This window comes from Vreelandella neptunia (assembly GCF_034479615.1).
Classification (GTDB): domain Bacteria; phylum Pseudomonadota; class Gammaproteobacteria; order Pseudomonadales; family Halomonadaceae; genus Vreelandella; species Vreelandella neptunia.
In genome coordinates this window covers 2,169,529-2,193,513 of record NZ_CP140255.1, presented here as the reverse complement: position 1 = coordinate 2,193,513, position 23,985 = coordinate 2,169,529, and the positions used below count along the sequence as shown (strand labels likewise).

The following is a 23,985-nucleotide window of genomic DNA, read 5'->3' as shown; positions in this document are numbered from 1 at the left end:
GAGGTAATGAGGTACTGTCGTTGCAGACACTGGCGTTACAGCTTGAGCACCAGCGTTACGGTATCGGTCTCATCTTTGACTGATTGAGTAACGAAGCCAAACTCGTCCGCCATTTGCCGCATAGCATGATTCTCTCGCAGAATATCGGCGTAGAGCTGCTGGATGCCACTATCACGAGCATAGTTGAGCAGTTCCTGCATAAGACGATAGCCAAGTCCCGTTCCCTTCATATCGCGACGCACCATAATCGCAAACTCAGCTTTTTCCTTGTCAGGGTCAGCAGACAGGCGAACAACTCCGACGATTTCGTGCTTACCTGGTGCCATAGCGACGAAGGCCATTTCTCGGTCGTAGTCGATCTGGGTGAGGCGAGCCGCGAAAGCATCATCAGCCCCCTGGATGGCCGCAAAGAAGCGTGGCCTCATGTCATCGGACGAAGAGTGACGGAACATTTCGACCAGCCCGTTATCATCTTCCGGGCGTATGGGGCGTAAGTCATAACGCTGGCCAGTTCGGGTTTCGATAACTTTTTCGAGCTGCTGCGGGTAGGGGCGAATAGCAAGCGGTCGACGTTGGCCGTGGACGGCCCTGACCACAATACGCGCATCCAGGGCGATCACCCCGGAAGAATCGGCCAATAAAGGATTAATATCGAGCTCGGCGACGCGATCCAGATCGCAGACCATTTGCGACAGTTTGATCAGGGTGAGCGTAATGGCTTCCACATCGGCGGCAGGCCGATCTCGATAGCCTTGCAGCAAGCGAGAGATACGCGTCGTTTGGATCATCTCCTTCGCCAGGAGGGGGTTGAGCGGCGGGAGGCCAATGACGCGGTCACCGATGACTTCAGCCGCCGTGCCGCCCTGGCCAAACAGAATGATCGGCCCAAAAACGCTGTCTTCAGCAACGCCCATAATCAGCTCATGCGCACCAGGGCGGCGAATCATCGGCTGCACGTTGAAGCCATCCATCCGTGCCTCCGGCGCAACACGTTGAATGCTAGCGAGCATATCTGTCGCCGCCTGAGCCACCGCCACGGGTGAGGCAAGGTTCAACTGCACTCCCCCCACATCCGACTTGTGCGAGATATCCCGCGACAATATCTTCAGCACCACCGGGAAACCCAACTTTTTGGCCGCCTCGCAGGCTTCCTCCGGCGTCTTCACTGCGATGGCAGATACGGTTGGAATGCCATAAGCCGACAGTACTGCCGCTGCCTCCGGCTCGGTCAGTACGCTACGACCATCCTTGAGTACACTGTCGATGATGGCTTCCGCGTTGACCTTGTCGATGATGATATCTTCAGCAACGGCTGGCGGCGTCTCCATCAACGCTTGCTGATTACGCCAGTAGTTCGACAAGTGCGAAAAGGCCCTAATGGCCTGCTCTGGCGTTTGATACGTAGGGATGCGTTTCGCGGAAAACAGCTGGCGGGCCTCGGCAGGCGCCCCTTCACCCAGCCAGCAGGTCAACACCGCAGGACGCCGTTCGCCCAAGGTCGCAACCACGGACTGGGCAGCGTCAAGGCTATCGGCTACCGCCGCAGGGCAGTTCATGACCAAAACCGCATCCGCTCCAGGCTCATCGAGTAACGCTTCGAGTGCGCCTGCATAGCGTTGACCAGGCGCGTCGCCGAGGATGTCAACCGGATTGGCATGGGACCATGCTTTGGGTAGCAACGCATCCAAGCGCGCCAGCGTCGACTCGGAAAGTTCGGCCAGGTGACCTTGTCGATCAGCTAGCTCATCAACCGCCAGTACACCGGCTCCCCCACCGTTGGTAAGGATGGCCAGCCGGTCGCCTTTTACGCGGATGCCGGTCGCCAGCGTGCCTGCGGCTTGGAACAATTCATCGAGGGTATTGACCCGTAGCATTCCCGCACGCCGGAACGCCGCGTCGTAGACAGCATCAGAGCCGGCTAGCGCCCCGGTATGTGACAGCGCGGCTTTGGCGCCCGCATCACTGCGACCTGCCTTGACGACCACCACAGGCTTGTTACGGGAGGCCATACGGGCCGCCGACAGAAACTTGCGTGCCTCGGTCACGGCCTCCATATAGATAAGGATGGAGCGGGTATTAGGATCAAGAGCCAGATAGTCGAGCATATCCCCGAAATCAATATCGCTCATTGAGCCAAGAGAGATCACATGCGAAAAGCCGATGCCACGCGCAGATGCCCAGTCAAGAATCGAGGTCGCTACCGCACCGGACTGGGTCACGAAGGCAACGTCTCCCTTTTGCGGCATGATATGAGCAAAGCTAGCGTTGATCCCCCTGTGCGGCAGCAGAATACCCAGGCAATTAGGCCCGACAATACGCATCAAGTAAGGCTTTGCGGCCTCCAGCATTGCCTGTTTGAGCGCTTTTCCATCGGCACTCTCTCCCTCACCGAAGCCCGCGGTGATCACCACGGCCGCTCGACACCCCCGTTCCCCAAGTTCACGAATAAGACCCGGCACGCTGTCAGGTGGCGTGGCGATAATGGCCAGATCTGGAGCCAACGGTAATTCACTGATGGAGTGGTAGTTGAGCGCTGAGCGGATGGCCCGCTCGTTTGGATTCACAGTCAGGATAGGCCCTGAAAAACCGGCCTCAAAAAGGTTTCGCGCCAGCACGGCACCCACTGAACCAGCGCGGTTGCTTGCACCGATCAGCGCTATCGTGTCAGGCGAAAACAGCGCGTTTAGATTGCGTATCGACATGGTAGCGGTACCTAGTGATGAAGTTTACTAGAGCTGCCCATGTATAACTTAGCATTCGTGACAGCTGTGAACCGCCCCGGTTATTCCGGAGACCGGTTTGTTTGAGTCAGGCAGCTTCACCCGACTCTTCCAGTTGACGATAATACGTCCTTTCTCGTTCTGCTGGTGGAACGTTTCCGATGGGTTCCAGCAGTCGGCGGTTGTTGAACCAGTCAACCCACTCCAGCGTGGCATACTCAACGGCATCCAGTCCCCTCCATGGGCCACGATGATGGATCACCTCCGTTTTGAACAAGCCGATGATGGTTTCAGCCAGCGCATTGTCGTAGGAGTCGCCGGTGGTGCCGACTGAGGCATTGATACCCTCGTCAGCCATACGCTCGGTGTAGCGGATCGAGAGATATTGGCTTCCCCTATCACTATGATGGATCAACCCTTGTCTGTGTTTTCGTGCCCACAGAGCTTGCTCCAGAGCGTCCAGCACCAGTGCCGTTCTCATCGACGTCGCTACACGCCAACCCACGATACAGCGTGCATAAACATCGATAACGAACGCAACGTAAACGAAGCCAGACCAGGTAGCGACATAGGTAAAATCGGCCACCCAAAGCTGATTAGGACGCATAGCCGTAAAGTCACGTTTCACTAAATCAGGTGCCCGTTTCTGGCCGGGATCACTGAGGGTCGTGAAGGGGCGTTGGCCTCGCACCACGCCGCGAATTCCTAGGCGGCGCATGAGCCGTTCTACAGTGCAACGAGCAACATTAACGCCTTCACGGCGGAGTTGCCGCCAGACCTTACGGGCACCGTAGACGCAGAAGTTTTCTTCCCACACGCGCTGAATCTCAGCGGTAAGAAACGCATCCTGCCGATACCGGTCTGCCCGCCGTTCAGGATCAGCTTCAAGTGCCTTGTGGTGGTAATACGTCGATGGGGCGATTGGCAGTTGACTACAAATCGACTCGACCCCGAACTGAGCACGATGCTCGTCGATAAATGACACCATCAATTGGGTTTGCGGTCGAGCTCCGCCTGGGCGAAAAAAGCAGCCGCCTTACGGAGAATTTCATTGGCACGCTTCAATTCGGTGTTTTCACGCTCTAGCTGCTTGAGCCGTTCATGTTCAGACAGGTTAACCGAGCTGTTTTCCTGCGTGAGTTCTGTGCGTTTGCACCAGGCTCTCAAAGTCTCTGGTGTACAGCCGAACTTGCTGGCAATGGAGCAGATCGCCGCCCACTTGGACGGGTATTCGCCTTGCTGTTCAAGGACTAATCGAACAGCTCGCTCCCGGACTTCTGGGGAATATCGTTTTGGTGAGTTCATAACTCCATCCTCTCAAGATATGGAGTCTCCGGTAAAGCCGGGGCGGTTCAGCTGCTTCACGCGCATGGATTGTTATAGCGTGAGTTCATCTATAGAAAAGCTTAGTCATATAAATAACATGGTTTGACTTGTTAAGTTATTGATGCGGCGCAACTATTCCTGGCCCCACTTGTTGTCATGCTAAAAAACACACGCCAATTTCTTATCCTATTGATATTTCATGTTAAATCAGCAAATAAGATTTCGAAAACAATGTTCACCTTACCGTAACGTAAAATGAGCACTTATTTCAGGTGGGTAAAAATTACTATCACAGCACACATGTCATTTTATTAACCATCTAATTATTAACGACTTTACACATTAAAATATTGATGTCGGTCAAAACATGAGCTATTAAATTCTTCAGCAAAGGCGATGAGTACTATAATTTTTCTACTTCACTTGAGGAGCTATGACAATGACAACATCAGCGTTTCCAAAAGCTTCCACTAATGCCGCCAATAATAGCGTAGAGAGTAGCAGTGTAGACAATAACAACGTAATTAATAACAAATACTTGCTAGCTTTTTGGTATCAGCCTTGGGCTGAAACGTCCAATTCGGCGGCCAAGCTACAATGCATTTGGCTAGAAACACTTAACGACGCATTTCGCCACGAGGTCGATTTCCTGTCGACTATGGCGCCGGTCTATAGCAAGCTCACACACTGCATGCTGGGCTTCAACGGGCCACTGACGCCGGAGTTGATAGCATCCTGTTACCGTCAGATCGCCGGAGACATGACTGAGGCCACTTTTAACCGCATGCGCAACGTATCCGAACTCAACGAAGACTTTAAAGAGCGGATTTGGTGTGAACTATAGGAGGTAACGCTCAAACACAGTGGGAATCTTATAAAGCGGTGGTAGTGGTACATGCACGACCACCGCTTCTTTACTCTGTTAGGCCCCAAAATTGCGCTATATGCCGGGTCGAAGAAATACCTACTTCCAGCATATATTTATCTGCTTCCCCGAGACCTTCTTCTCCGCCGGCCATGATTGGCGTGCCGTGCCCCATTCCTTCGATGATGTACTCCTCAATCACCTCCTGACCACCCGCGTTGCACCAGATCTGGCGGGGAAAACCATCGAGCTCCTCTACACGTGTCGGTGGCCCTTCAACCTTATGGATCTGCTGCCACTGCCGAACAATGGAATCGGCGTTGGCATTATCGACGGTCGAATCGCTACCGCCATGCCAAACCGATATTGTTGGCCAAGGACCGTCAAAGGTCGAGGCTTCGCGTACAAGTTTGTTGAGCCTGTGATCCGATGGGCCACCATATCCCTTCATACGAACCATCGCCTCTATCAGGTTGTCGGCGCTGCGATAGGGTAATCCAGCGATGATCGCCCCGCCTGCAAACACCTCAGGATAGGTGGCCAGCATCACAGATGTCATGGCGCCCCCCGAAGACATCCCAGTGACGAAGATGCGTGAGGGGTCGATGTCATGATCATCAACGACCTGCTCGATCATCTGACGAATAGAGAGTGGTTCACCATCGCCTCGGCGGCTGTCGCCCGACTTGAACCAGTTGAAGCTACTAAGCGGGTTATTGGTTTTTCTCTGCTCCGGATATAGGAGTGCTATCCCACATTCGTCAGCGAGGGAAGACCAGCCTGATCCGCGGTTATAGCCTTCCGCCGATTGGGTGCTGCCGTGTAGCACAACGACTAGCGGCCCGTTCTTTGGGAAATTCTTCGGTATATAGGTGTCCGCATGCAACGACCCAGGGTCAGTACCGAATTGTTGCATATCGGTCAGACGATCGTGGCTAACTGAAGATGTCGGCATAGGTCCTCCTTTGCCAGTTTACTTCTGCCCAACCGAGGATAGAAACCACTCGTTGAGAACAGCGCCAGGTAACGATCCCTGATGCCAAGGACAAAGCGCGGTACGAAGAATGAGATACTATCGAACAATCGGTTTACTATGAGAAAGGGCGCTGCGTCCCCTGCAGCGCATAGCGCAACGTCCTTGTTTAGGCATTTCCTTTGCCTCGCTCACCTGTAGGATGGCCCTTAAAGCAAACACTCACCGTGCGCTATCGAACATAGCAAAGGAAATTTTCAAGTATTCAGGCTAGAAGCATTCACCTATTCATCTGGCGCTAACTCCTGCCGTGTGGGCGGGCGCCCCACCTGCACTTCGCTAAGGTCTTCTTGAGACAGACCGCGGTATAGCGCGAACATCATTGCAAACACCAAAATGAACATCGGAAGGCCAACAACGGTAATCACCTCCTGCAAGGCGGTAAGCCCGGCATCACCAGCAAGCACAATGAGCATCGCTGCCAGCATACCCTCAGAGACGCCCCAGAAAACCCGTTGATGCCATGGGCCAGGGTCTGCGCTGCCGGTACACAGCATGTCGACTACCAATGAGGCAGAGTCCGATGATGTGGCAAAAAAGATAGCGACAATCACAACGGCCAAGCCCTGGATTAATGTGGCAGCCGGGAAGTTCTCGAAGAAGGCGAACATGGCGAGGGGAATGCTTTCACCTACAGCCGCGGATAAAATACCGGCCTGCTCTCCCAGAGCTTCTCGAGCATCGGGCCCGATCCCGTCGATTTCCATTGCCGACCAGCCAAAGATTGCAAACCAGACCAGCGTGAAAATGGAGGGAGCAAAAAGCACACCAAGGACGAACTCACGGATAGTACGCCCGCGTGAAATACGCGCTACGAAGATCCCGATGAAGGGCGACCAGGTTACTGTCCAGGCCCAATAGAATACCGTCCAACTCCCCTGCCATCCCCATGTACCGCCATCTCTGGAATAGCTTGCCAGCGTGTCATTCCAGAAAGCCATGGGCAGCAGATTCGTTATGTAGAGGCCAAAGGTTTCGACCACCGCGCGTAAAAGGAAAACGGTCGATCCGGTAAAGAGTACAAATAGCAACAGGCCGACGGCCATGGCGATATTGATATTGGAAAGCCGTTTAACGCCTGAATCCAGCCCCGCTACAATTGATCCCACGGCGACAGCCGTCAGTATGGCAATGATGAACACCTTGGTGATGACCGCATCCGGAACACCAAACAGTTCCGTAAGACCCGCGTTGATCTGCTGAGTGCCCAAGCCGATAGAGACGGCTACACCAAACAGGGTGCCAAGTATCGCGAAGACATCAAGCGATTTACCGAGGGGGCCATAAATGCGGTCGCCTAACAGCGGATAGAATACTGAACTAAAGCGCATCGGCAGATTGTAGCGGTAGATAAAGTACGCAAAAGCCAGCCCGGGCATAGCGAAAATCGCCCAGGTGTGTAGACCCAGATGATAGATTGAAAAACTCATAGCATCGTCGGCGGCTTCCACAGAGAAAGGGACGACATCAGGCCTGGGTGGATTAGAAAAGTGGGAAATAGGCTCAGCAACGCCCCAGAACATCAATACCGTGCCGATGCCGCCTGCGAACAGCATGGTGAACCAGGAGATATTATCGTAGGCAGGCTTTGCATTATTGCCGCCCAAGCGAATCGCCCCGTAACGGCTAATTGCCAGCCAGAGCAGAAATGCTACCCAACTTGTTACCCCTAAAATAAAGAACCAGCCAAGGTTGGTAACGATCCATTCCCTACCGGCACCAAAAGCTGCCCCTATGGGTTCTGGCGCAATCAGCAGCACCACAAGAAAAAGGATCATAATCCCTGCGGACGTGAAAAAAATAATCGGATCCGTCTTGAGGCCCAATTTTCTCGCTAGTGCATCCATTATTATTCCTCCCGTGTCGTTCCAACAACATAGGAGTCATTGATCGATAACGCCAAGGCGCTATCGAACCTTGAAGTTTTCCCAGGAGAAAGCCGCACAGGCAAAAACAAAGGGCGCCTGTACCAGCTTCAGGTTTTGGAGTACTCCTGATACTGATACAAGCGCCCAAAGAACCGCTTACTGCATTAACAAACGCTAGACGTAGAAATCCAGATCCTCTTGAGCTTTGAGCAGATCGCGCATCTTGATGGGATCGTCACCAAAGAAGAAAACTAGCCCCCAATGAGTCCCGAAGGCTGATCGGTCGGGCACGGTCTCTTCTGCCGGTGCGACCAGTTCGTGTGACTCGAAATACGGGTGATTAATCGTCTCTTCGGGCATTTCCAGCTTGCTGACAACACGACGGCGTGGATAGACACCGAAACAGCCTGCATAGCCTTTCGCATCGACCACTTCACGGGGGAAGAATGCCGCCACTTCCTCTTTCGTGCTTTTCGGGTCGAATACCAACATTGACGCTTGATAGGCGTTGAAACCGTAGGCTTTTTCGATCAGTTCGAATGCTTTAAAGCCGGGTGGGCGATAAGCAACTTCGCCAAAGTACATCTCGCCGTCCGCCGTGACGAAGTACTCGGGGTGAATCAGGCCGAACTGGATATCGAAGGTTTTGATCAACAGCTCAATCTGCTTGGTGATCGCATTGCGCCAGCTCTCAAGCTCCTGAGTAGCAGGCACGAATACCGAATAGCCCAATGTCACGTATTCCGAAATATTCAGAAACTGAATTTTGCCATCATGTATCCAGGCTTCAACGGCAAACTCCCAACCGCTCAAGTGACTTTCCATCAGCAGCGGATATTCTTCATCCGGGATGTTGTCAATTTCTTCTATCGTGCGGATCATGCGGTGGCCAAGACAACCGGCTTTATCGAAGGCCTTGACGTGAATCGGGTCATCTGGATCGCCGTCAAGTTTCAGCAGCGTCTGGTTGACGCGCTTCATAAAGCGAACAATGTCTTCTTTCTCGTGCGCCTCTTCAAAAATCCCGACACGAATGCCACCAAGCTGAGCACGGCGTTTCATGAGCGCCTTGTCACGGAACAGAATGGACTGACCGTACATGCGCGGGCTGTCGAGGAGAACGGAGTTGATGGCACCAGACCACTCAACGGTTTCTTCGAACAGGGGGATAGCGACGTCTACACCTTCTTCCTTGAGCTTTACGGCTATCTCCATGGAGCGATCATTCAAGCGAATAAAGTCCCATGGGATAAAAGGTATATTGTTCGCGGTACAGAAATCGGCGGCCCACTCTGGAGCGACGACGATATAGCGGCGGTCGAATTTCTGCGCAGCCTTGATCGCGTTGACACTCCAGCCAAGTAGAGCGATATAACCTTTGTTCGGATCTTTAGGGGTCTCGGTGCCTTTAACCGAGTCCATTTCCGGATCACGCCAGGCCGCTACTGCTTCGGGCATTTGCTTTTCTGATGATATCGACATTCGATGTCCTCCTTGCTGGTTGACCCAAATTGACTGGGCTTAGATTGGAGCGCACCAAGTGAGCTGAGCCGCAGTCATTTGTGTTCAGGAGCGATTGAGCAAGCCAGCATTAGGAAAGTTTTTAGCGCACCCGTGTAACTAAGTTAGTCGATCCAGTTACATATGGCAATTAATCTGTAGAGTTTCTGTTGAATAACTGTAGAAGTTATCTCACTGATAGATGGGCATAATTTCTAAACCGCTGTTGAACAACAGAACCACACACATCGAAGAAATTCAGAAGATCGAGCCTTTATTACCGCGTCTTCGACTAACCGCCATCATGCTCAGCGGCGTCTTCAGCCCCCTCCTCGACCATCTCTTCGGCCTCCTGCTCTTCTTCTGCGGAAGCCTCCGGCTTGCCATGATCTTTGCGGCCAACGGTTAGCGTGGTAGAGAGGCCGAAGTGGTCAGAACCTTGCACCTTCACTCTGTCGATATCAATAAGATGGAAACCGTCAGAAACGAACAGATGGTCTATCGGGTATCGCCACCATGGGTACTCCGCATGGTAGGTACTCAGCAATCGCCGGCCACGGCGAGGATCTTTGAGATCACTCAAGTCAGCGAAAAGCTTGGTGGTGTCAGACCACGCAACGTCGTTAAAATCACCGGTGACGATCCAGCGGTTGTCCGGGTCTTCTTCCACATGCCGAGCAATGAGCATCAGCTCTGCATCGCGTTCTCGACTGTCTCGTCGTTCATCCTCGTTGCTAACGGTTCGTTCCTGCAGCCCTGGCGGAACCGGATGGGCGCCAACGAAGCGCACTGGCCCGATGCCTGGTACGTCAATCGTTGCAAAAATGGAGGGTCTACGGTCTGAGACTAAATATTCTACTCCCTGCTCCAGCAGCGGAATCCGCGACCAAAGCACTATCCCAAGCCCCTCATCGCGAACCTCCCCTACTCGGTGGGCGTACTCCTCGTCAAGTGGCGCCAAGCCTTCGGCCCAGGCGTTATTGACTTCGATTAGCAGCAGTAAATCAGGCTCCTCCTGCTGAACCATTGCCACTACCTCAGCATACCGATCATTTTTGTAATCAACATTTGCCGTCAGCACTTTTAACGTTATCTGGCCTTCTTTTGGCTCTACCTCAGCGGTGGGCACCTCAGTCGACCAAACGGATGTAAACGGCAGGATGTGTGTTAAGTGCCATCCTGCTATCACAAGAATGACCACTCCCCATACGGCGTGCTCTTTTCGTGGGCGCTTAAGCCAAGCGTGAACGCCCAGAAGGAGCGCTGGCAAGACCAACGCGCTCGTTAGCTGCAGGCGTGGAAAATCCCACAGCCTGATCCACCACTGACCGCTGGGTATTAATGGCAGCAAGGCCACCACTACCATCAAGAGCACCAATAACCGGATAAACCAGAGAAGGAGTTTTAACAACATGAAACCTCTCAAATGCGGCAACGGTAACCAGGAGGATCCCGGTTATGTCGGCCTAGATTGCCGCAGATATTGTGACGATTTAAGCATACCCCTCTCTGGATAGCTGCATGCCCATTTATCTGAGAGACACCGTCATAGCACTGACCCACTAAATCGACGTAATCCAGCTCTCTCCCGCTGTAAATCAGTTCGCAACCACTAACACCCTATTGGCTTGATATGGATCAAGCTACGCGCACTTGCTTCGTGCTCTTAACCTAAATGACGGCTATTAACCTAAATGACGGCTATGCTCGTTAAGCGAATAATAGGTTATTACGTTATTCCAAATGATTAATACAAAGACTTTATTACAATTGCACACCAAACTGAGTTCGAGGAGTCCGTTATGAACAGCAATGTCGGTGGTATCGATAAAATTTTACGCATCCTGGTGGGGATTGTACTGATTGTATTGGCCCTGACAGGCACTATCGGGCTTTGGGGGTGGATTGGCGTGCTGCCGCTTGCCACAGGGCTATTTAACTTCTGCCCAGCCTACAAGCTACTAGGTGTTAATACCTGCAAGGTTAAATAGTAGCTTTCAGCCAGCCAATGGCCTGTAGCTGCCCAACTGGTGCTTAGCGACCTATCTCAGTTATTCTACGCGCAGTGTTTGCGCTCCATGACTGAAGGATAGCCATATCTATGTTGGGATTCCTGCAGGGTTTTTCCTATGGCCTGTTTATGACCTGCCTGCCCTGGCTACTGGTCGGCCTGTTCAATCCTGGTTTGGCGGTTCCGCTGGCGACGCCCAGTCGACTACAGGTGATCGCCCGCTATTGCTTGGTAGTTCCTACCATCAGCATGCTGCTGTGGCTGACCTCCCTATGGGGTGGTTTCAGCCCCAGCCTGTTTGGCTGGCTGACGGGCCTCGTCGCCATTCCAGTGGCACTCCCTGTCGAGCGAACGCTACGCGGCTGGCTGGCCCGCCGCCGCTTGCGTCGCCTCGAGGTTCAAAGAGAGGCCGAAGCACAGCGACGGCGGGCTGAAGAGGAGCGCAACGCCTATGAAGCAGGTGTCTCGGTGCTCGATCCCGCAAGCCCCCCCGTGGGAGCCAACGACCTCGTACTAGCCATGTGTCGGGCCAAGCAGAACCTGCTCGACGTGCACCGTCCCGATCTGGCTATCCTCACAGACCGCCTCTATAGCCGCTACCACCATGTGATGGACGTGCTGGGCGACCGATTCCACACTGGCGAACTGGCCTTCGAGCGCTCACAAGGCTTGGTCACTCAAGTTTGTTTTGGGGCGGTGGATACGTTGACGACCATGGCCTCCCAGGCAAGGGGTGTGGTTAGCGTGGATGGTAATTACGTCCGAGGTCGATTGGAACGGGAGGGCAAACGATTAAGCGATGAAGAGCGCACGGCCCTGGTGCGTCGCCTCGATCTGCTAGTGGAAACCGAACATCGACTGAACAAGCTCTCTGCCCGTATCGAATCCGCCTTGACCGTACTCGACGATACCGCCGTTGCCATGGCGCGCATCGAGACGGCTCGCCCACAGGCGTCGGTTACCACCGAAAAAGCACTGGAGGATCTACGCCTCTTTGTCGAAGGTGCAGATCGTTATGCCCGCAAAGATTAAGATTGCATTCAGTGGTACCGTGCAGTTTTTACTATGTTTTTATAAACGGTTTTATTTAACCGATTTATCTAATCGAGCTTTTTTTAACAGCTCAGGAGATGTCTATGGCTCAGCAATCCGATGACAAACGTCGCCTCTCCCTGCCCCCGGTGGACGAGATCGCTGACCAGTTGGGAGCTAGTCGATTGGGGGCAAGTCAGGCTGAGTCGGTAACCCCCGATGAGCGTGATATCGATCCTGAGCTTGAGGCGATGGCCGACCGCTTTGTCGAAGACATTCTTGCCGAAGGGGACGAAGAATCCGTGGTTCGCCAGCGCCGTGCCGTGGACGAGATGGGCCTTGAACTGCAGCAGCAGGCTGCCCATCGCAGTGCCATGCTGCAAACACCGCTGCGCAAGCTGGCCCACCAGGGCGACGAAGGCGGGCCGGTCGCCAAGGCACTGACCGATCTGCGCGGGCGTATGGAGGGGCTCGACCCTGCACGCCATCGCCTGGCACCAACTACATTGGATCGCGTTCTAGCGGTCATTCCTGGCCTGGATAGCCGCCTGCAGCGCTACTTTCGCAAGTTTGAGAATACCCAGCAGGCCTTGGATGCGATCATCGAGGATCTGGAAAGCGGTCGCGACATGCTGCATCGTGACAACCTCACGCTGAACGATGACCAGCAGGCGTTAACTAAAATTCTTGGCGAGTTGAACCGCCAAATTGCGCTGGGGCGCATGATCGATCGGCGCCTGCAGGAGGAGATCGCCGCTCGCGATGGCGATGATCCGCGGCGCCAATTTCTTGAGGAAGAACTACTCTTTCCCCTCCGTCAGCGCATTGTCGACCTCCAGCAACAACTGGCGGTGAGTCAGCAGGGCGTGCTGGCACTAGAGGTGATTATCCGCAACAACCGTGAATTAATGCGCGGCGTGGACAGAGCCATTAACGTCACCGTCTCGGCGCTCACCGTCGCGGTCACGGTGGCCATGGCGATGGCTAATCAGCGCCTGGTGCTGGATCGCATCGAAGCCCTCAATACGACCACCTCGCAGATGATTGGTGGCACTGCCAAGGCGCTGCGGCAGCAAGGCGTGAACATTCAAAAGCGGGCCTCCTCCGCAATGCTCGACATGCAAGTGCTTGAGGAGGCTTTCAGCGAGGTGATGGGCGCCATCGACGATCTATCCAGCTATCGGCAAGAGGCCCTGCCCCGGCTGGATGAGCAAATCAACAGATTAGCGACTTTGGCTAAACAGGGAAATTCGTCCATCGAACGCCTTCAAGAAGGCAGCGAATCGCAACCAAAAGATGGTCGCGACCCCAGCTGATTGTTCAGGCTTTTCAAAGTGAAGCGCACTGTTAGTAGAATAAGCTAGTTGAATAAGCTGGCTGTTTAGGTTCGCTGAATCAACTACTTGAAACGGGAAGAGGCGTCCCGGAAGGCTTTGCGCATCAGCTCCCAAGAGTCTTCCATACCTTGGCGGACAGTCTCCCAGGCAGCTTCGCTGGCATGCTGAAGCTCATCGAGCCTTTGCTGAGTCTCTGCTTGACGCTTCTTTAGTCGCTCGATGTCCTCTTGGTACTTGACCCTCGCCTCGTCGCTCGCCTGACGCGCCTTGGCAGTCAGCTTATCGATATCAGCATTCCACTCATCGAGCCTGGCTTTCATTTCTTCAACGAATTCATCGCGCTGTCTCATGGTGATACCTCCCCTTGCGGTAACGGGTATGACGGATTCGATGTGAATCTCTGTCTACCAGATTAGCTGGAAATCTCAACTTGTTAATCCGAGGCTTGCACTTGAAAGGCTGACAGCTACAACGCGAACAGATGCTAAAAGTATCGTTGAAGGCGTTTCTTTTTCTAGTTTAATGGCAATGACGAGTGCCTTGCTTGGTATCCCGGTGACAACCTTTAAGTAATTTTAAGCCCCAATATTTCACGCGCTTTCTTCCAAGTCGCCACTGGACGCTGATATTTACTACACAATGCAACAGTTCGCGCTACCAACTCAGCATTGGAAGAAGCCAGTGTATTTCGATCAAGACGCACGTTATCTTCAAGACCAGTGCGTGTATGGCCGCCCGCAGCGATCGACCACTCGTTAAGCAAATACTGATTTGCTCCAATACCTGCACCGCACCATTGGGCGTCCGGCGCCAGTCGCTTGAGCGTCTCAATATAAAAATCAAACGTTGGCTTGTCTGCTGGCATTGAATTTTTTACGCCCATTACGAACTGGACGTAAAGCGGTGATTTGAGTTTTCCTTGGTTAGAAAGCGAGACCGCCTGATGAATGTGCGATAGATCAAATGCCTCAATTTCGGGTTTAATATCGTACTTGAGCATCTCAGCGGCAAGCCATTCCACCAACTGAGGTGGGTTTTCATAAACGCGGTTTGGAAAGTTATTAGAGCCTACCGAAAGGCTGGCCATATCGGGTTTAAGCGACAACATACCACCGCGAGCCTCACCTGCACCAGAGCGCCCGCCGGTGGAAAACTGAATAATCATGCCTGGGCAATGCTTCTTAAGACCTTCCATAAGACGTTCAAACTTCTCTGGATCGGACGAGGGCGTTTGATCATCGTTACGCACATGACAATGGGCAATACTGGCACCGGCTTCAAACGCCGCTTGAGTGCTTTCAACCTGTTCATCAATAGTGATGGGTACTGCAGCGTTATTCTCTTTGCGTGGCAGACTGCCAGTGATGGCTACACAGATAATACAGGGCTTAGACATGGACGCCTCTCCTTGTTTTTATTGAGTATAAATAGGTTAAACCGTTTAGCATCAGATCCATTTATAGGAACTTGCTACGAGCCTGCATCATTTAGCAATCCAAAACGTTATTGTTTGAACTACAACTAAGAAGACATTAAATCCCAAAAAACCTCCCTTCTCATAACGCAGCGCCATTAGAAAAGTCCAATCTGGTCATATTAACGACTGACCAACCTGTCATTGCCGGTATCACATCCCGAGAATATGCCCACACAAGGTAACAAAATCTGCCAATCGCGATACCTAGTAAATGACAGATTTCCTTGTTAACGCGGACTTCAGCCACCCCACAAGGATGACTATTTATCTAGGGTGACGTGGAGATACTCACAACAAGACTTCCAAGGTAACCTCATGGACAACACTCGACTCAAAGGTAAAAATTGCTTAATCACAGGTGCCGCACGTGGCATGGGCGCCGCCGTTGCCGAACATTATGCTGCTCAAGGGGCGAAGGTTTGCGTGGCGGATATCAATATTGAAGGGTGCGAAGAAGTCGCTTCACGTATCAAAGCAAACGGAGGCGATGCTATTGCAGTCAAACTTAACGTTACCGATCGTGCTGAAGTGCAGGCTGCAGTTAAAGCAACGGTCGATGCCTTTGGTAGCCTGAACGTAATGGTCAATAATGCGGGCATCAATAAGCCACTGATGTTCCTTGATATCACTGAGGAAAACTGGCATCAGATAATGGATGTTAACGCGCTGGGCTGCCTGCTCGGCATGCAGGAAGCAGCCAAGCAGATGATTGACCAGGGCAAAGAAAACGGCCCTTATAAAATCATTAACGTTGGCTCAATTCTGTCTCGACAGGCCTTTGATGACGTTGTGCCCTACTCATGCAGCAAACACGCTGTGCTGGCGATGATTAACGGCGGCGCCAAAGCACTGGTCGACCACAATATTACGGTCAATGGTTATGGCCCCGGCGTAGTGCGCACTGAACTGTGGGAGCAGCTCGATAAAGACTTAGTCAGTATCGGCAAATTCGATAAGCAAGGCCAGTCTATGGACGAGCTTGCTGAGAAAATGATCTTAATGAAGCGCTACTCCTACCCGGAAGATGTGGTCGGCACCGCCTCATTCCTGGCCAGCGCTGAATCTGATTACATGACCGGTCAGCTGTTGATGATTGATGGCGGTATGATTATGCAGTAAGTGAGCACAACGCCCCCATGCCTGTCTCTTAGGCATGGGGCTAAGCCTCACTCCTGACTAATAATGTCCCTTTTCGCGCATCACCTTATCGGCACGCTTTTGAGCAATAGAGAGTGCTTTTTTGATAGAGCGCCGTCCATCCAGCACTTCAAATATCTCGTTTCCTGCAATGCTGATGACCTCCGTAACCCCAGGCACGGGCGGGCGTGGCCATGCCTGTAAAATATCCTTTTTTGCCATGTCATCGACAATCTTAATTAGCGGCGATAATGCGGACACTTCTGGATCCTTACTAACACTGAAACGAGGCGTTACCAGGCTACCGTTCATAATGTAAAGTTTGGACATATTGGCTGAGGTCAGGTGTCTAAGTGCTGTCCATACTGCCTCAACACGCTCTGGTGCTAAGTTAGCGGGAATAGCGAGGGCATAACCACCGATCGGAGTTATGGCGCGACCATGATTTCCAACTGGATGGGGAAGATAGCCAGTATTGCCATATGCAGGAGAGTGCCGATCCAACTCAAACAGCGGTGCGAGCAGTGTATAGCAGTAGGCCATACAGGCCTCTCCTGATGCGTACGACTGGGCACGTTCATACCAGGACATACTGAGAATATTCGGCGGCGAATATTTCAAAATATCCAGCATATATTCGCAGGCCCTATAAGCGGCATCTGACTGAAACATCGGGCGCAACTGCTCGCCCGCGGCTAGCTGAAAATCATAACCGCCCTGGCCGCTAGGTAGATTAAGCAGCGGTTGACCGAACTTTGCCATTAAAAAACTAAAGGTATGCCCAAGGGGCGTGCCTCTTGCCGCATTCCAGGCAATGCCGTAGCGTCCTTTGGCTGGGTCATGCAACTGCCTAGCGACTTTAACCAGTGCTTCCGTGGTGGTGGGCGGCGTTAACTGCGCCGCATCGAAAACATCCTGACGATAACAGAGTAATTCCGGTGTGGTTTGAACAGGTATACCGTACTGACTACCTGCATACCCTGAACTCTGAATAGCCATGGGATGGAAATCAGAAAGATCGTAATTATCGCGTTTAATTAGCGTATCGAGAGGCATGAGAATACCGCTGGCCGCTAATTCACCAAACCAGGGCAGATCACAGGCCACCACGTCATAGCGCGACTTCGCCAAACGGGCATTATCGAGGATCTCATCTAGAAGATTATCGATTGACCTTGCTTTGTTGCGTATTTCTAGACCGAAGATCGACTCTAATTGTCGTTTAAGATTATGCATGGCCATAAACGTTGGGTCAGCATGCGCTAACACACGTAATCCACCCTTCAATTGAAGCCGCGCCGACAGCACTGCTGGCGTCGATATCACCCGATCTGTTGACGACATTCCCAAAAAGATTTTACTGGCAGTGTCTGAACCTGGGGCTATACCGAACAACGGCCCGAGAAGTCCTTTAATTCGCTCAGCGTAGCTCTCCCACTCTTGAATCATTTGAGGGGAAGGATGCAACGAAACCGTCTTACCCGACTTAGTTCGTGGGCGTGAGATAAGTAAGCCACGCTGCATAATACTCTCGATACCGCGTTTTGCCGTACCGTAAGTCAAACCAGACGCATCTGCCAGCGACGTTGGAGTGGTTAATCTACCCGCAAGATGGTTGCGCATGACGTGCAGCAGCATGCGCATTTCACGATAGCCGAGGGCCATGGAGAGCGTGCCTTCAGTTTCATCTTCGAATTTTTCAATGAAATCGATAAAACGAGCAAACTCTGTATTAGAAATTTTTGAAGGGGGCATTTGCGACAGCTTATCGTACGGTCCTTCTGGCTTAGCTTCATTTATCTCAGCGTGACCGTCTCTCATGACAACCCCCTAGGCATCATAAAGCCATAAGACTAACAAAATAGTGATAAGCGCTTTTAACGATCGGCCGATATTTAAAGTATTCAAGCGTCAGATGATACCGTCCATGATTAACCGGATACCTAGCAAGATCAGTAGGCAAAGGATCACCATGAAAAATAGCTCACCATCGATGCGTTTCTGAATAACCAACCCCAACTTAACCCCCAACCACGCAACCGGCATCAGTAGTAGCGCTATCGTCAGGTTATCGGTATTCACCAAGCCCAGCAGGGTATAAGGAACCAGCTTGACCAAATTGGTAATCGCCAGAAACACCACTGCTGTGCCCAGAAACTGCTGTTTCGTCAGTTGGCATTGCAACAAGTAAAAGTTTAGCGGCGGACCACCCGCGTGGGCAATAAAGCTGGTAAACCCTGCCATCCCACCACTCAGGCGACCAACCCAAGCAGGCAGCCGCTTTCCACGTAGCGGTTTAAATAGCCCCCATAGACCAAACAGCACTGAAAAAATACCCAGCAGTAGCTTCAGGAGCGCTTCGTCAAACCAGCCATAGGTGAAATAACCTACTCCAACACCCAATATCGCCGGTGGAAACATCAACCACAATAAACGATCAACCCGCTGTCGCCACCACGCTTTTAGGCTAAAGATATCCATCACAATTAGCAGGGGTAGCATCACCGCCACCGCAAATGTTGGGCTCGCTTTTAACGAGATCAACGGCACGGCTACAACACCCACCCCACCAGCAAATCCTGACTTGGAAATACCGGTGAGCAGCACTGCAATAATCATTAGCGCCACAAATACCCAGTCGACAACCATTCGAAAGCCTCAGTAATAGTGAGCCGCGGCTCCTCTCGTAAAGAGCGAAAAGGGGGCCATGACAGTCACGGCCCCCTTTCGTTGGGTCAGCAAGAAAGCGTTAGCTATGTGTTTTTTATATGACGTTGCACACTTCATCGAAGGAGAAGCGATCACCACGGGGAAACAATGCGCTGGCATCGCCATAGCCTAAGTTACACAGGAAGTTGCTCTTCACTTTACCGTCAGGGAAGAACTCTTCATCCACGGCCGCATTGTTGAATCCAGACATGGGGCCTGCATCCAGGCCAAGTGCACGCGCCGCTAAAATGAGATAGCCGCCCTGAATGGAGCTATTGCGGAACGCTGTGGAGTGAATAAAGTCCGGCTTACCTTCGAATAATGACTTGGCATCCTTGTTATGGGCAAACATACGCGGCAAGTGCTCATAAAACTCGGTATCAAAACCAATCACAGCCACCACCGGGGCTTTCATGGTCTTCTCCTGGTTGCCCGGTAACAGCGCTGGCTTCAGGCGCTCTTTTGCAGCATCGGTGGTCAGAAAAATAATCCGCGACGGCTGGCAATTCATGGACGTGGGGCCGAAATGCATTAGGTTATACAGTTCGCGCAGGGTGTCTTCACTTACCTCACGATCCTGCCAAACGTTATGAGTACGTGCTTCAGTAAACAGAGTTGCAATAGCTTTTTGATCAATCGTCGTCATGTCATTTCCTCTTTCGGTTTAACCAGCTCAGTTCGAGCCGGACGTTCAGGGTAAGACGCTCAGGCCGTCTTTAAGCCGAAGTCGTAATGAAAGTAGCGGTAAGGTGTTTCCATCTGCCGGCCATCGGGTGCCTGCCCCGCTGGCTGCTGAGTAAACTCCTTGACCAGTGAATCTTTCACGCCAAATACCGCATCGGAATCGAGATAAGGGTCATCCTCAGCGAAGATTTGAGTGACCAAGGTTTCGTACCCCGGTGCCATCAACATGAAATGCACATGGGCGGGTCGATAAGGATGACGCCCAGTAATTTCGAGCATTTTGCCGACCGGCCCGTCAGTCGGAATTGGATAAGGCGAAGGCGTCACCGTCCAGAAGGCGTAATGCCCCTGGCTGTCCGTGTGAAAACGAGCGCGTAGCGAGGCACTTTCAAGCTCAGGCTTTTGGACGTCATAAAAACCTTCACTGTCTGACTGCCAGACATCAATAGTGACATTCGCCAAGGGCTTGCCCAGGGCATCGTGCACGTTGCCCTCGATGAATAACGGCTCACCTTCCACGCCCCAGTTAATGGCGTCGCCTTGGTTGGCTTGGGGAGGGTTTTCAACATAAAAAGGGCCCAACACCGTGCTTTCGGTAATCTTGGGATCACTGCTTGCGTGGTTGATCGCATCCACTAGCATGGTCACCCCAAGGGTGTCAGACAGCAGGATGAACTCCTGGCGTTCGTCGTCACACATTTGCCCCGCTCGGGTGAGAAACTCAATCGCCTGGGCCCACTCTTTCTCGGTGGGCTTCACCTCGCGCAAATAGGCATGCAGGTGTTTTACCAGGCCATTAAGCAGCGTTTTAAGCCGTTCATCTTCACAGCTGGAAAATTCATCAATCACCGCTGCGGTAATGTTGTCGGTGGTTAAGTTACGCATGCGTTTGCCCTCCCTGCTGTGCTGACACAGGTTCACCTAGTCCTGAAAGGCGCTCGGTATGATGTACAGTGGCGATGTAGTCATCACCGCCATGCCCCGTGGCGATGAGCGCGGTATAGGCTTCGCGCATTTGCGCTGCCAGCGGCGTAGACACCCCAGAGCCGTGGGCACAATCGAGTATCAAATCAAGATCTTTGGCCATCTGGGCAGCCGAAAACGTCGAGGTAAAATCGCGCTCTAAAAGTGGTGGTATCTTGTACTTCACCATCGGCGAACCCACCGCGCTGTCAGAGATAAGCTCTAACATGGCGTCCCATTCAATGTTGCCTTTGCGCGCCAGGGTCAGGGCTTCACTCATCATTCCGGCACTTACGGCAATCATCAGGTTGATCGCCAGTTTAGCCACGCGGGCCTGCTCTTCATCACCCAGCCAGTACTGCGCCTTGGTAAAGGCGTCAAACACAGGCTTAGCCGTTGCCAACGCATCCCGCGGGCCAGACACCATCGCAGACAGCGTGCCAGCCTCTGCTGCCACCGGATTACCTGAGACGGGGCTGCGTAGATATTCAATACCCCGGGCCTTTGCCGCTTCAGCGACGCGGGCCGAGGCTTCAACACTCACCGTACTCGTCTCAATCAAGATACTGCCAGGTATCATGTGGCGAACTAGTTCGCCGGATTCTAGACACAGATTGATCAACGCACGGTCATCAGGGATAGAGACAAACACCATGCCGCAGTCAGCCACCGCACTGGCAAGCTGTTGATGGGGCGTAACCCCTATTTTTTCAGCGAGGGCGAGGCGTTCAGCCGAAAGGTCAAACCCATGAACGGCAGTTCCTGATTGAATAATCCTGGCGGCCATAGGTAAGCCCAACTTACCCAAACCTACCCAAGCCACTTTTGAGGGCGAATGGTTCGTCGAAGAAATGGTTGTCATGAGGTTGCCTCCTGTGTCGATTGCGTTTCACGCGCCAGCAATTCGGCGTGAATTCGGTGGCCAGACTTGGCAAGCTCAGCAATTCCCTTTTCGGTCTCTATCAACAGACGGCCGCCACGTTTTTTGAACTGCCCCGCCACCATGACGCTGTCGACATTGGCAAGGCTCGTTTGCATAACGACCGTCGAAACGGGGTCGTTAACCGGCTGCATATTGAGCTGGTTGCTATCCAGCAGCACCAAGTCAGCCTGTTTGCCTGGGGTCAAGCTGCCAATGCGGTCGTCAAGCCCGAGGGCTTTTGCCCCATCCAGTGTGATCCAGCCCAGCGCTTCACGGGTGGTAATGGTCGAAGTGTCAGGGATCTTGCCCTGCTCACGGCGCGAGGCATCGTTATCCAAGGCACGCTGCATCCCCAGGGCGGCACGGGCTACGCTGAACATGTCACCAGAAAGCACGGACTCAAGGTCTACCCCGAGTGAGACCAGGCCGCCGTGTTGACGCACCAGCCCGGTCACTGGAAAGCCATGGCCTTGGGTCATCTCATTTTCCGGTGCCACTGAAAACGTCACGCCACTGGCGCAGAACCGAGACATCTGGCCCTCATCCAGGCTCTGGCCATGAACAATGTTAATGTCGGGGCCCAGCAGACCGCGTGCTTCCACCTCGTCCCAAGCGCCGGGTGCCACGGCTTCGCCGCCGCCCTGATGCATCGAGGCAACCAGGCCAAACTCTTTGGCCAGGGCGAAGTCTTGCAGAGTGACGTCCAGGGTTGAGTAATGAGGCCCCAGAATCGCCATCCCCAGGGTGACCAAACCATCAGGATCAGACAGCTCGCCACCCAGCAGCCGCTCAATCTCATGGCGCGGATGTGGGATTTCACTAAAGTGCGGCTGTCCTGGCTTGGGGTCGGGCTTGGGCGAGCCGTGCATAAACAGCGCGCGAATGCCTGACTCCTTTAATCCCCAAATGGCAGCGTCTGTATGTTCGGGGGTGGGGTTGTTATGGCACCAGTCGCCCAGCGTGGTGGTACCGCAGTTAAGCTGATTAATCGCCCCCATGCGGGTGGCAATGTAAATATCATTTGGCGTGAATAGTGCTGCCAATCCACGGTGTACATGACGAAAATACTCAAGCAGCGTCCAGTTAGCGGCAACGCCACGTAGGCCTGTCTGCCAGGTATGCATATGGGCATTCACCAGCCCAGGAATAAGGATGCCGCCGCCACAGTCAATGACCTCGGCCCCCTGCGCGTTGGGGTCTGTTTTCAGCTCATGACCCACTGCAACAATCCTGTCATCCTCGATCAGTATCTGCCCGTTGCTTAACTCGCCCAGCTGCGGATCCATGGTTACCACGGAAGCATTGATAAACAGGGTCTTCATTGAGCCTCCCCACTATCAGCGTTAGGCCGACGACCTGCCTGGGCATTGCTCAGTAACTGGTGAATTCCCGTGGCTTCTATCTCGCGTGGGTTCCAGTATGGGTTCTGGATGGCAATGTCCGTGGCACGCTCAACATCTGCTTCCGTAAAACCAAGCTCAGCAAGCCCACTAGGGGCTCCTACCGCGCGGCCTAAATCAAACAAGCCAGCCGCCGCATCGTCGCAGCCCAGTGCACGACGAATACGAGCCATCGCACCGGGCACCGCAGGCGCGTTATAAGCCAGCGCATGAGGCAGCACAATGGTGTGCGTTTCTGCATGGGGCAAGTTGAAGGAGCCACCCAAGGTATGGCAAAGCTTGTGGTGCAACGACATGCCCACTGACCCAAGGCAAGTGCCACACAGCCAAGCGCCATACAGCGCATCAGAACGAGCCTCAGCATGGGTAGGGTCGCTGGCAATCACGGGTAAACTTCTCGCTAACGCCGCGATGCCTTCCTCTGCCATTAGCGCGATCACCGGGTTGCAGTCGCGGGCATAAAGCGCTTCTACCGCATGGGCAATCGCGTTAATGCCACTAGTCCCCGACATCACAGCGGGAAGTGTTAAGGTAAGATCAACGTCGTAAATCACCGTTTCCGGCAATACTTCAAGGGTGCGCTGAGTGGCCTTGATACCATCGCGGGTCTCCCCCAGGATCGGCGTCATTTCGGAGCCGGCATAGGTGGTGGGAATAGCGATCTGAGGTAAGCCAGTGCGCAATGCAATGGCTTTACCCAACCCAATGGTCGAGCCTCCGCCAATGGCAACCGTGCAATCCACGTTAAGCTCTTTCACCACCTGCAAGGCGTGCTCGGTCACCTCGACCGGCGTATGCATGACGGCGTCAGCGTAAAGGCCAGCCCCCTTCTTACCCAACTGCTCTAGTACGCGGCTTGCCTGCTCGTGCTGCTGGGGCGTTGCCAACACCAGAGCGCGCGAGCAGCCGAGATGCTCAATCTCTTCACTTAGTTGCGAGAGAGTGCCCCGCCCAAACACCACGCGAGATGGAAGGCCATCATAAACAAAAGGTTGCATGGA

20 protein-coding genes and 1 other annotated feature are annotated in these 23,985 nt (G+C 53.2%); of the genes, 5 read left to right on the top strand and 15 right to left on the bottom strand.

Going from position 1 to position 23,985, the window contains the following annotated elements; translation table 11 throughout:
* Positions 1-35: 35 nt before the first annotated feature.
* Entirely contained in the window at positions 36-2,702 is a 2,667-nt protein-coding gene (locus tag SR894_RS10145; protein ID WP_223288895.1) for a bifunctional acetate--CoA ligase family protein/GNAT family N-acetyltransferase, read from the bottom strand.
* 106 nt (positions 2,703-2,808) lie between these two features.
* A protein-coding gene (locus SR894_RS10140) for an IS3 family transposase (protein ID WP_159342931.1) occupies positions 2,809-4,025 on the bottom strand; the annotation gives its coding sequence in 2 pieces (ribosomal slippage) (positions 2,809-3,740 and positions 3,740-4,025; 1,218 coding nt in all).
* Positions 3,634-3,750, bottom strand: a sequence feature (AL1L pseudoknot). It overlaps the preceding gene by 117 nt.
* A gap of 460 nt (positions 4,026-4,485) precedes the next feature.
* Here SR894_RS10140 and SR894_RS10135 point away from each other — a divergent pair.
* Positions 4,486-4,890, top strand: coding sequence for a hypothetical protein (locus SR894_RS10135; protein ID WP_223289212.1), 405 nt, complete (start codon positions 4,486-4,488; stop codon positions 4,888-4,890).
* A gap of 70 nt (positions 4,891-4,960) precedes the next feature.
* Here SR894_RS10135 and SR894_RS10130 read toward each other — a convergent pair whose 3' ends face one another.
* The 4 genes from SR894_RS10130 to SR894_RS10115 all read right to left on the bottom strand — a co-directional run bounded on the left by SR894_RS10130 (position 4,961) and on the right by SR894_RS10115 (position 10,726).
* Positions 4,961-5,866, bottom strand: a complete 906-nt coding sequence (locus tag SR894_RS10130) for an extracellular catalytic domain type 1 short-chain-length polyhydroxyalkanoate depolymerase (RefSeq protein ID WP_133732469.1) — start codon at positions 5,864-5,866, stop codon at positions 4,961-4,963.
* A 302-nt stretch (positions 5,867-6,168) separates the two neighbouring features.
* The gene (locus SR894_RS10125) at positions 6,169-7,791 is read right to left on the bottom strand and encodes a BCCT family transporter (protein WP_133732468.1); all 1,623 of its coding nucleotides are present in this window, start codon (positions 7,789-7,791) and stop codon (positions 6,169-6,171) included.
* A 195-nt stretch (positions 7,792-7,986) separates the two neighbouring features.
* A complete protein-coding gene (locus SR894_RS10120) occupies positions 7,987-9,294 on the bottom strand; it encodes an ATP-grasp domain-containing protein (RefSeq protein ID WP_133732467.1) in 1,308 nt (435 codons plus the stop codon).
* Between the two features lie 310 nt (positions 9,295-9,604).
* The gene (locus SR894_RS10115; RefSeq protein ID WP_133732466.1) at positions 9,605-10,726 is read right to left on the bottom strand and encodes an endonuclease/exonuclease/phosphatase family protein; all 1,122 of its coding nucleotides are present in this window, start codon (positions 10,724-10,726) and stop codon (positions 9,605-9,607) included.
* Between the two features lie 388 nt (positions 10,727-11,114).
* On the opposite strand from SR894_RS10115, the gene SR894_RS10110 reads away from it, so the two are divergent.
* The 3 genes from SR894_RS10110 to SR894_RS10100 all read left to right on the top strand — a co-directional run bounded on the left by SR894_RS10110 (position 11,115) and on the right by SR894_RS10100 (position 13,671).
* On the top strand, positions 11,115-11,303 hold the full coding sequence (locus tag SR894_RS10110; protein ID WP_133732465.1) for a YgaP family membrane protein: 189 nt from the start codon (positions 11,115-11,117) through the stop codon (positions 11,301-11,303).
* A gap of 110 nt (positions 11,304-11,413) precedes the next feature.
* On the top strand, positions 11,414-12,355 hold the full coding sequence (locus SR894_RS10105) for a cobyrinic acid a,c-diamide synthase (RefSeq protein ID WP_133732464.1): 942 nt from the start codon (positions 11,414-11,416) through the stop codon (positions 12,353-12,355).
* Between the two features lie 104 nt (positions 12,356-12,459).
* On the top strand, positions 12,460-13,671 hold the full coding sequence (locus tag SR894_RS10100; protein WP_133732463.1) for a toxic anion resistance protein: 1,212 nt from the start codon (positions 12,460-12,462) through the stop codon (positions 13,669-13,671).
* A gap of 83 nt (positions 13,672-13,754) precedes the next feature.
* On the opposite strand, the gene SR894_RS10095 is transcribed toward SR894_RS10100, so the two are convergent.
* Both SR894_RS10095 and SR894_RS10090 read right to left on the bottom strand, forming a co-directional pair.
* Positions 13,755-14,042, bottom strand: coding sequence for a sll1863 family stress response protein (locus SR894_RS10095; RefSeq protein ID WP_027959459.1), 288 nt, complete (start codon positions 14,040-14,042; stop codon positions 13,755-13,757).
* A 215-nt stretch (positions 14,043-14,257) separates the two neighbouring features.
* Positions 14,258-15,088 (bottom strand): 3-oxoadipate:acetyl-CoA acetyltransferase, encoded by an 831-nt coding sequence (locus SR894_RS10090; RefSeq protein ID WP_133732462.1) that lies wholly within the window; start codon positions 15,086-15,088, stop codon positions 14,258-14,260.
* Between the two features lie 396 nt (positions 15,089-15,484).
* Between SR894_RS10090 and SR894_RS10085 the strand changes: the two genes are divergently transcribed.
* Positions 15,485-16,288 carry an SDR family NAD(P)-dependent oxidoreductase gene (locus tag SR894_RS10085; protein ID WP_133732461.1) on the top strand — a complete coding sequence of 268 codons (804 nt, stop codon included), beginning with the start codon at positions 15,485-15,487 and terminating at the stop codon, positions 16,286-16,288.
* A 57-nt stretch (positions 16,289-16,345) separates the two neighbouring features.
* On the opposite strand, the gene SR894_RS10080 is transcribed toward SR894_RS10085, so the two are convergent.
* The 7 genes from SR894_RS10080 to SR894_RS10050 form a co-directional block, all read right to left on the bottom strand.
* Positions 16,346-18,127 carry an extracellular solute-binding protein gene (locus SR894_RS10080; RefSeq protein ID WP_133732460.1) on the bottom strand — a complete coding sequence of 594 codons (1,782 nt, stop codon included), beginning with the start codon at positions 18,125-18,127 and terminating at the stop codon, positions 16,346-16,348.
* 90 nt (positions 18,128-18,217) lie between these two features.
* Positions 18,218-18,955 carry a sulfite exporter TauE/SafE family protein gene (locus SR894_RS10075; protein ID WP_223289213.1) on the bottom strand — a complete coding sequence of 246 codons (738 nt, stop codon included), beginning with the start codon at positions 18,953-18,955 and terminating at the stop codon, positions 18,218-18,220.
* 115 nt (positions 18,956-19,070) lie between these two features.
* Positions 19,071-19,661 carry a malonic semialdehyde reductase gene (locus tag SR894_RS10070; RefSeq protein ID WP_223289214.1) on the bottom strand — a complete coding sequence of 197 codons (591 nt, stop codon included), beginning with the start codon at positions 19,659-19,661 and terminating at the stop codon, positions 19,071-19,073.
* A 59-nt stretch (positions 19,662-19,720) separates the two neighbouring features.
* Positions 19,721-20,584, bottom strand: a complete 864-nt coding sequence (locus SR894_RS10065) for an intradiol ring-cleavage dioxygenase (RefSeq protein WP_223289215.1) — start codon at positions 20,582-20,584, stop codon at positions 19,721-19,723.
* Positions 20,577-21,524, bottom strand: coding sequence for an NAD(P)-dependent oxidoreductase (locus SR894_RS10060; protein WP_223289216.1), 948 nt, complete (start codon positions 21,522-21,524; stop codon positions 20,577-20,579). The genes SR894_RS10065 and SR894_RS10060 overlap by 8 nt, the downstream gene beginning before the upstream one ends.
* On the bottom strand, positions 21,521-22,906 hold the full coding sequence (locus SR894_RS10055; RefSeq protein ID WP_223289217.1) for an amidohydrolase family protein: 1,386 nt from the start codon (positions 22,904-22,906) through the stop codon (positions 21,521-21,523). Before SR894_RS10055 ends, SR894_RS10060 begins: the two co-directional genes overlap by 4 nt.
* Positions 22,903-23,982 (bottom strand): maleylacetate reductase, encoded by a 1,080-nt coding sequence (locus tag SR894_RS10050; protein WP_223289218.1) that lies wholly within the window; start codon positions 23,980-23,982, stop codon positions 22,903-22,905. The genes SR894_RS10055 and SR894_RS10050 overlap by 4 nt, the downstream gene beginning before the upstream one ends.
* Positions 23,983-23,985 lie beyond the last annotated feature (3 nt).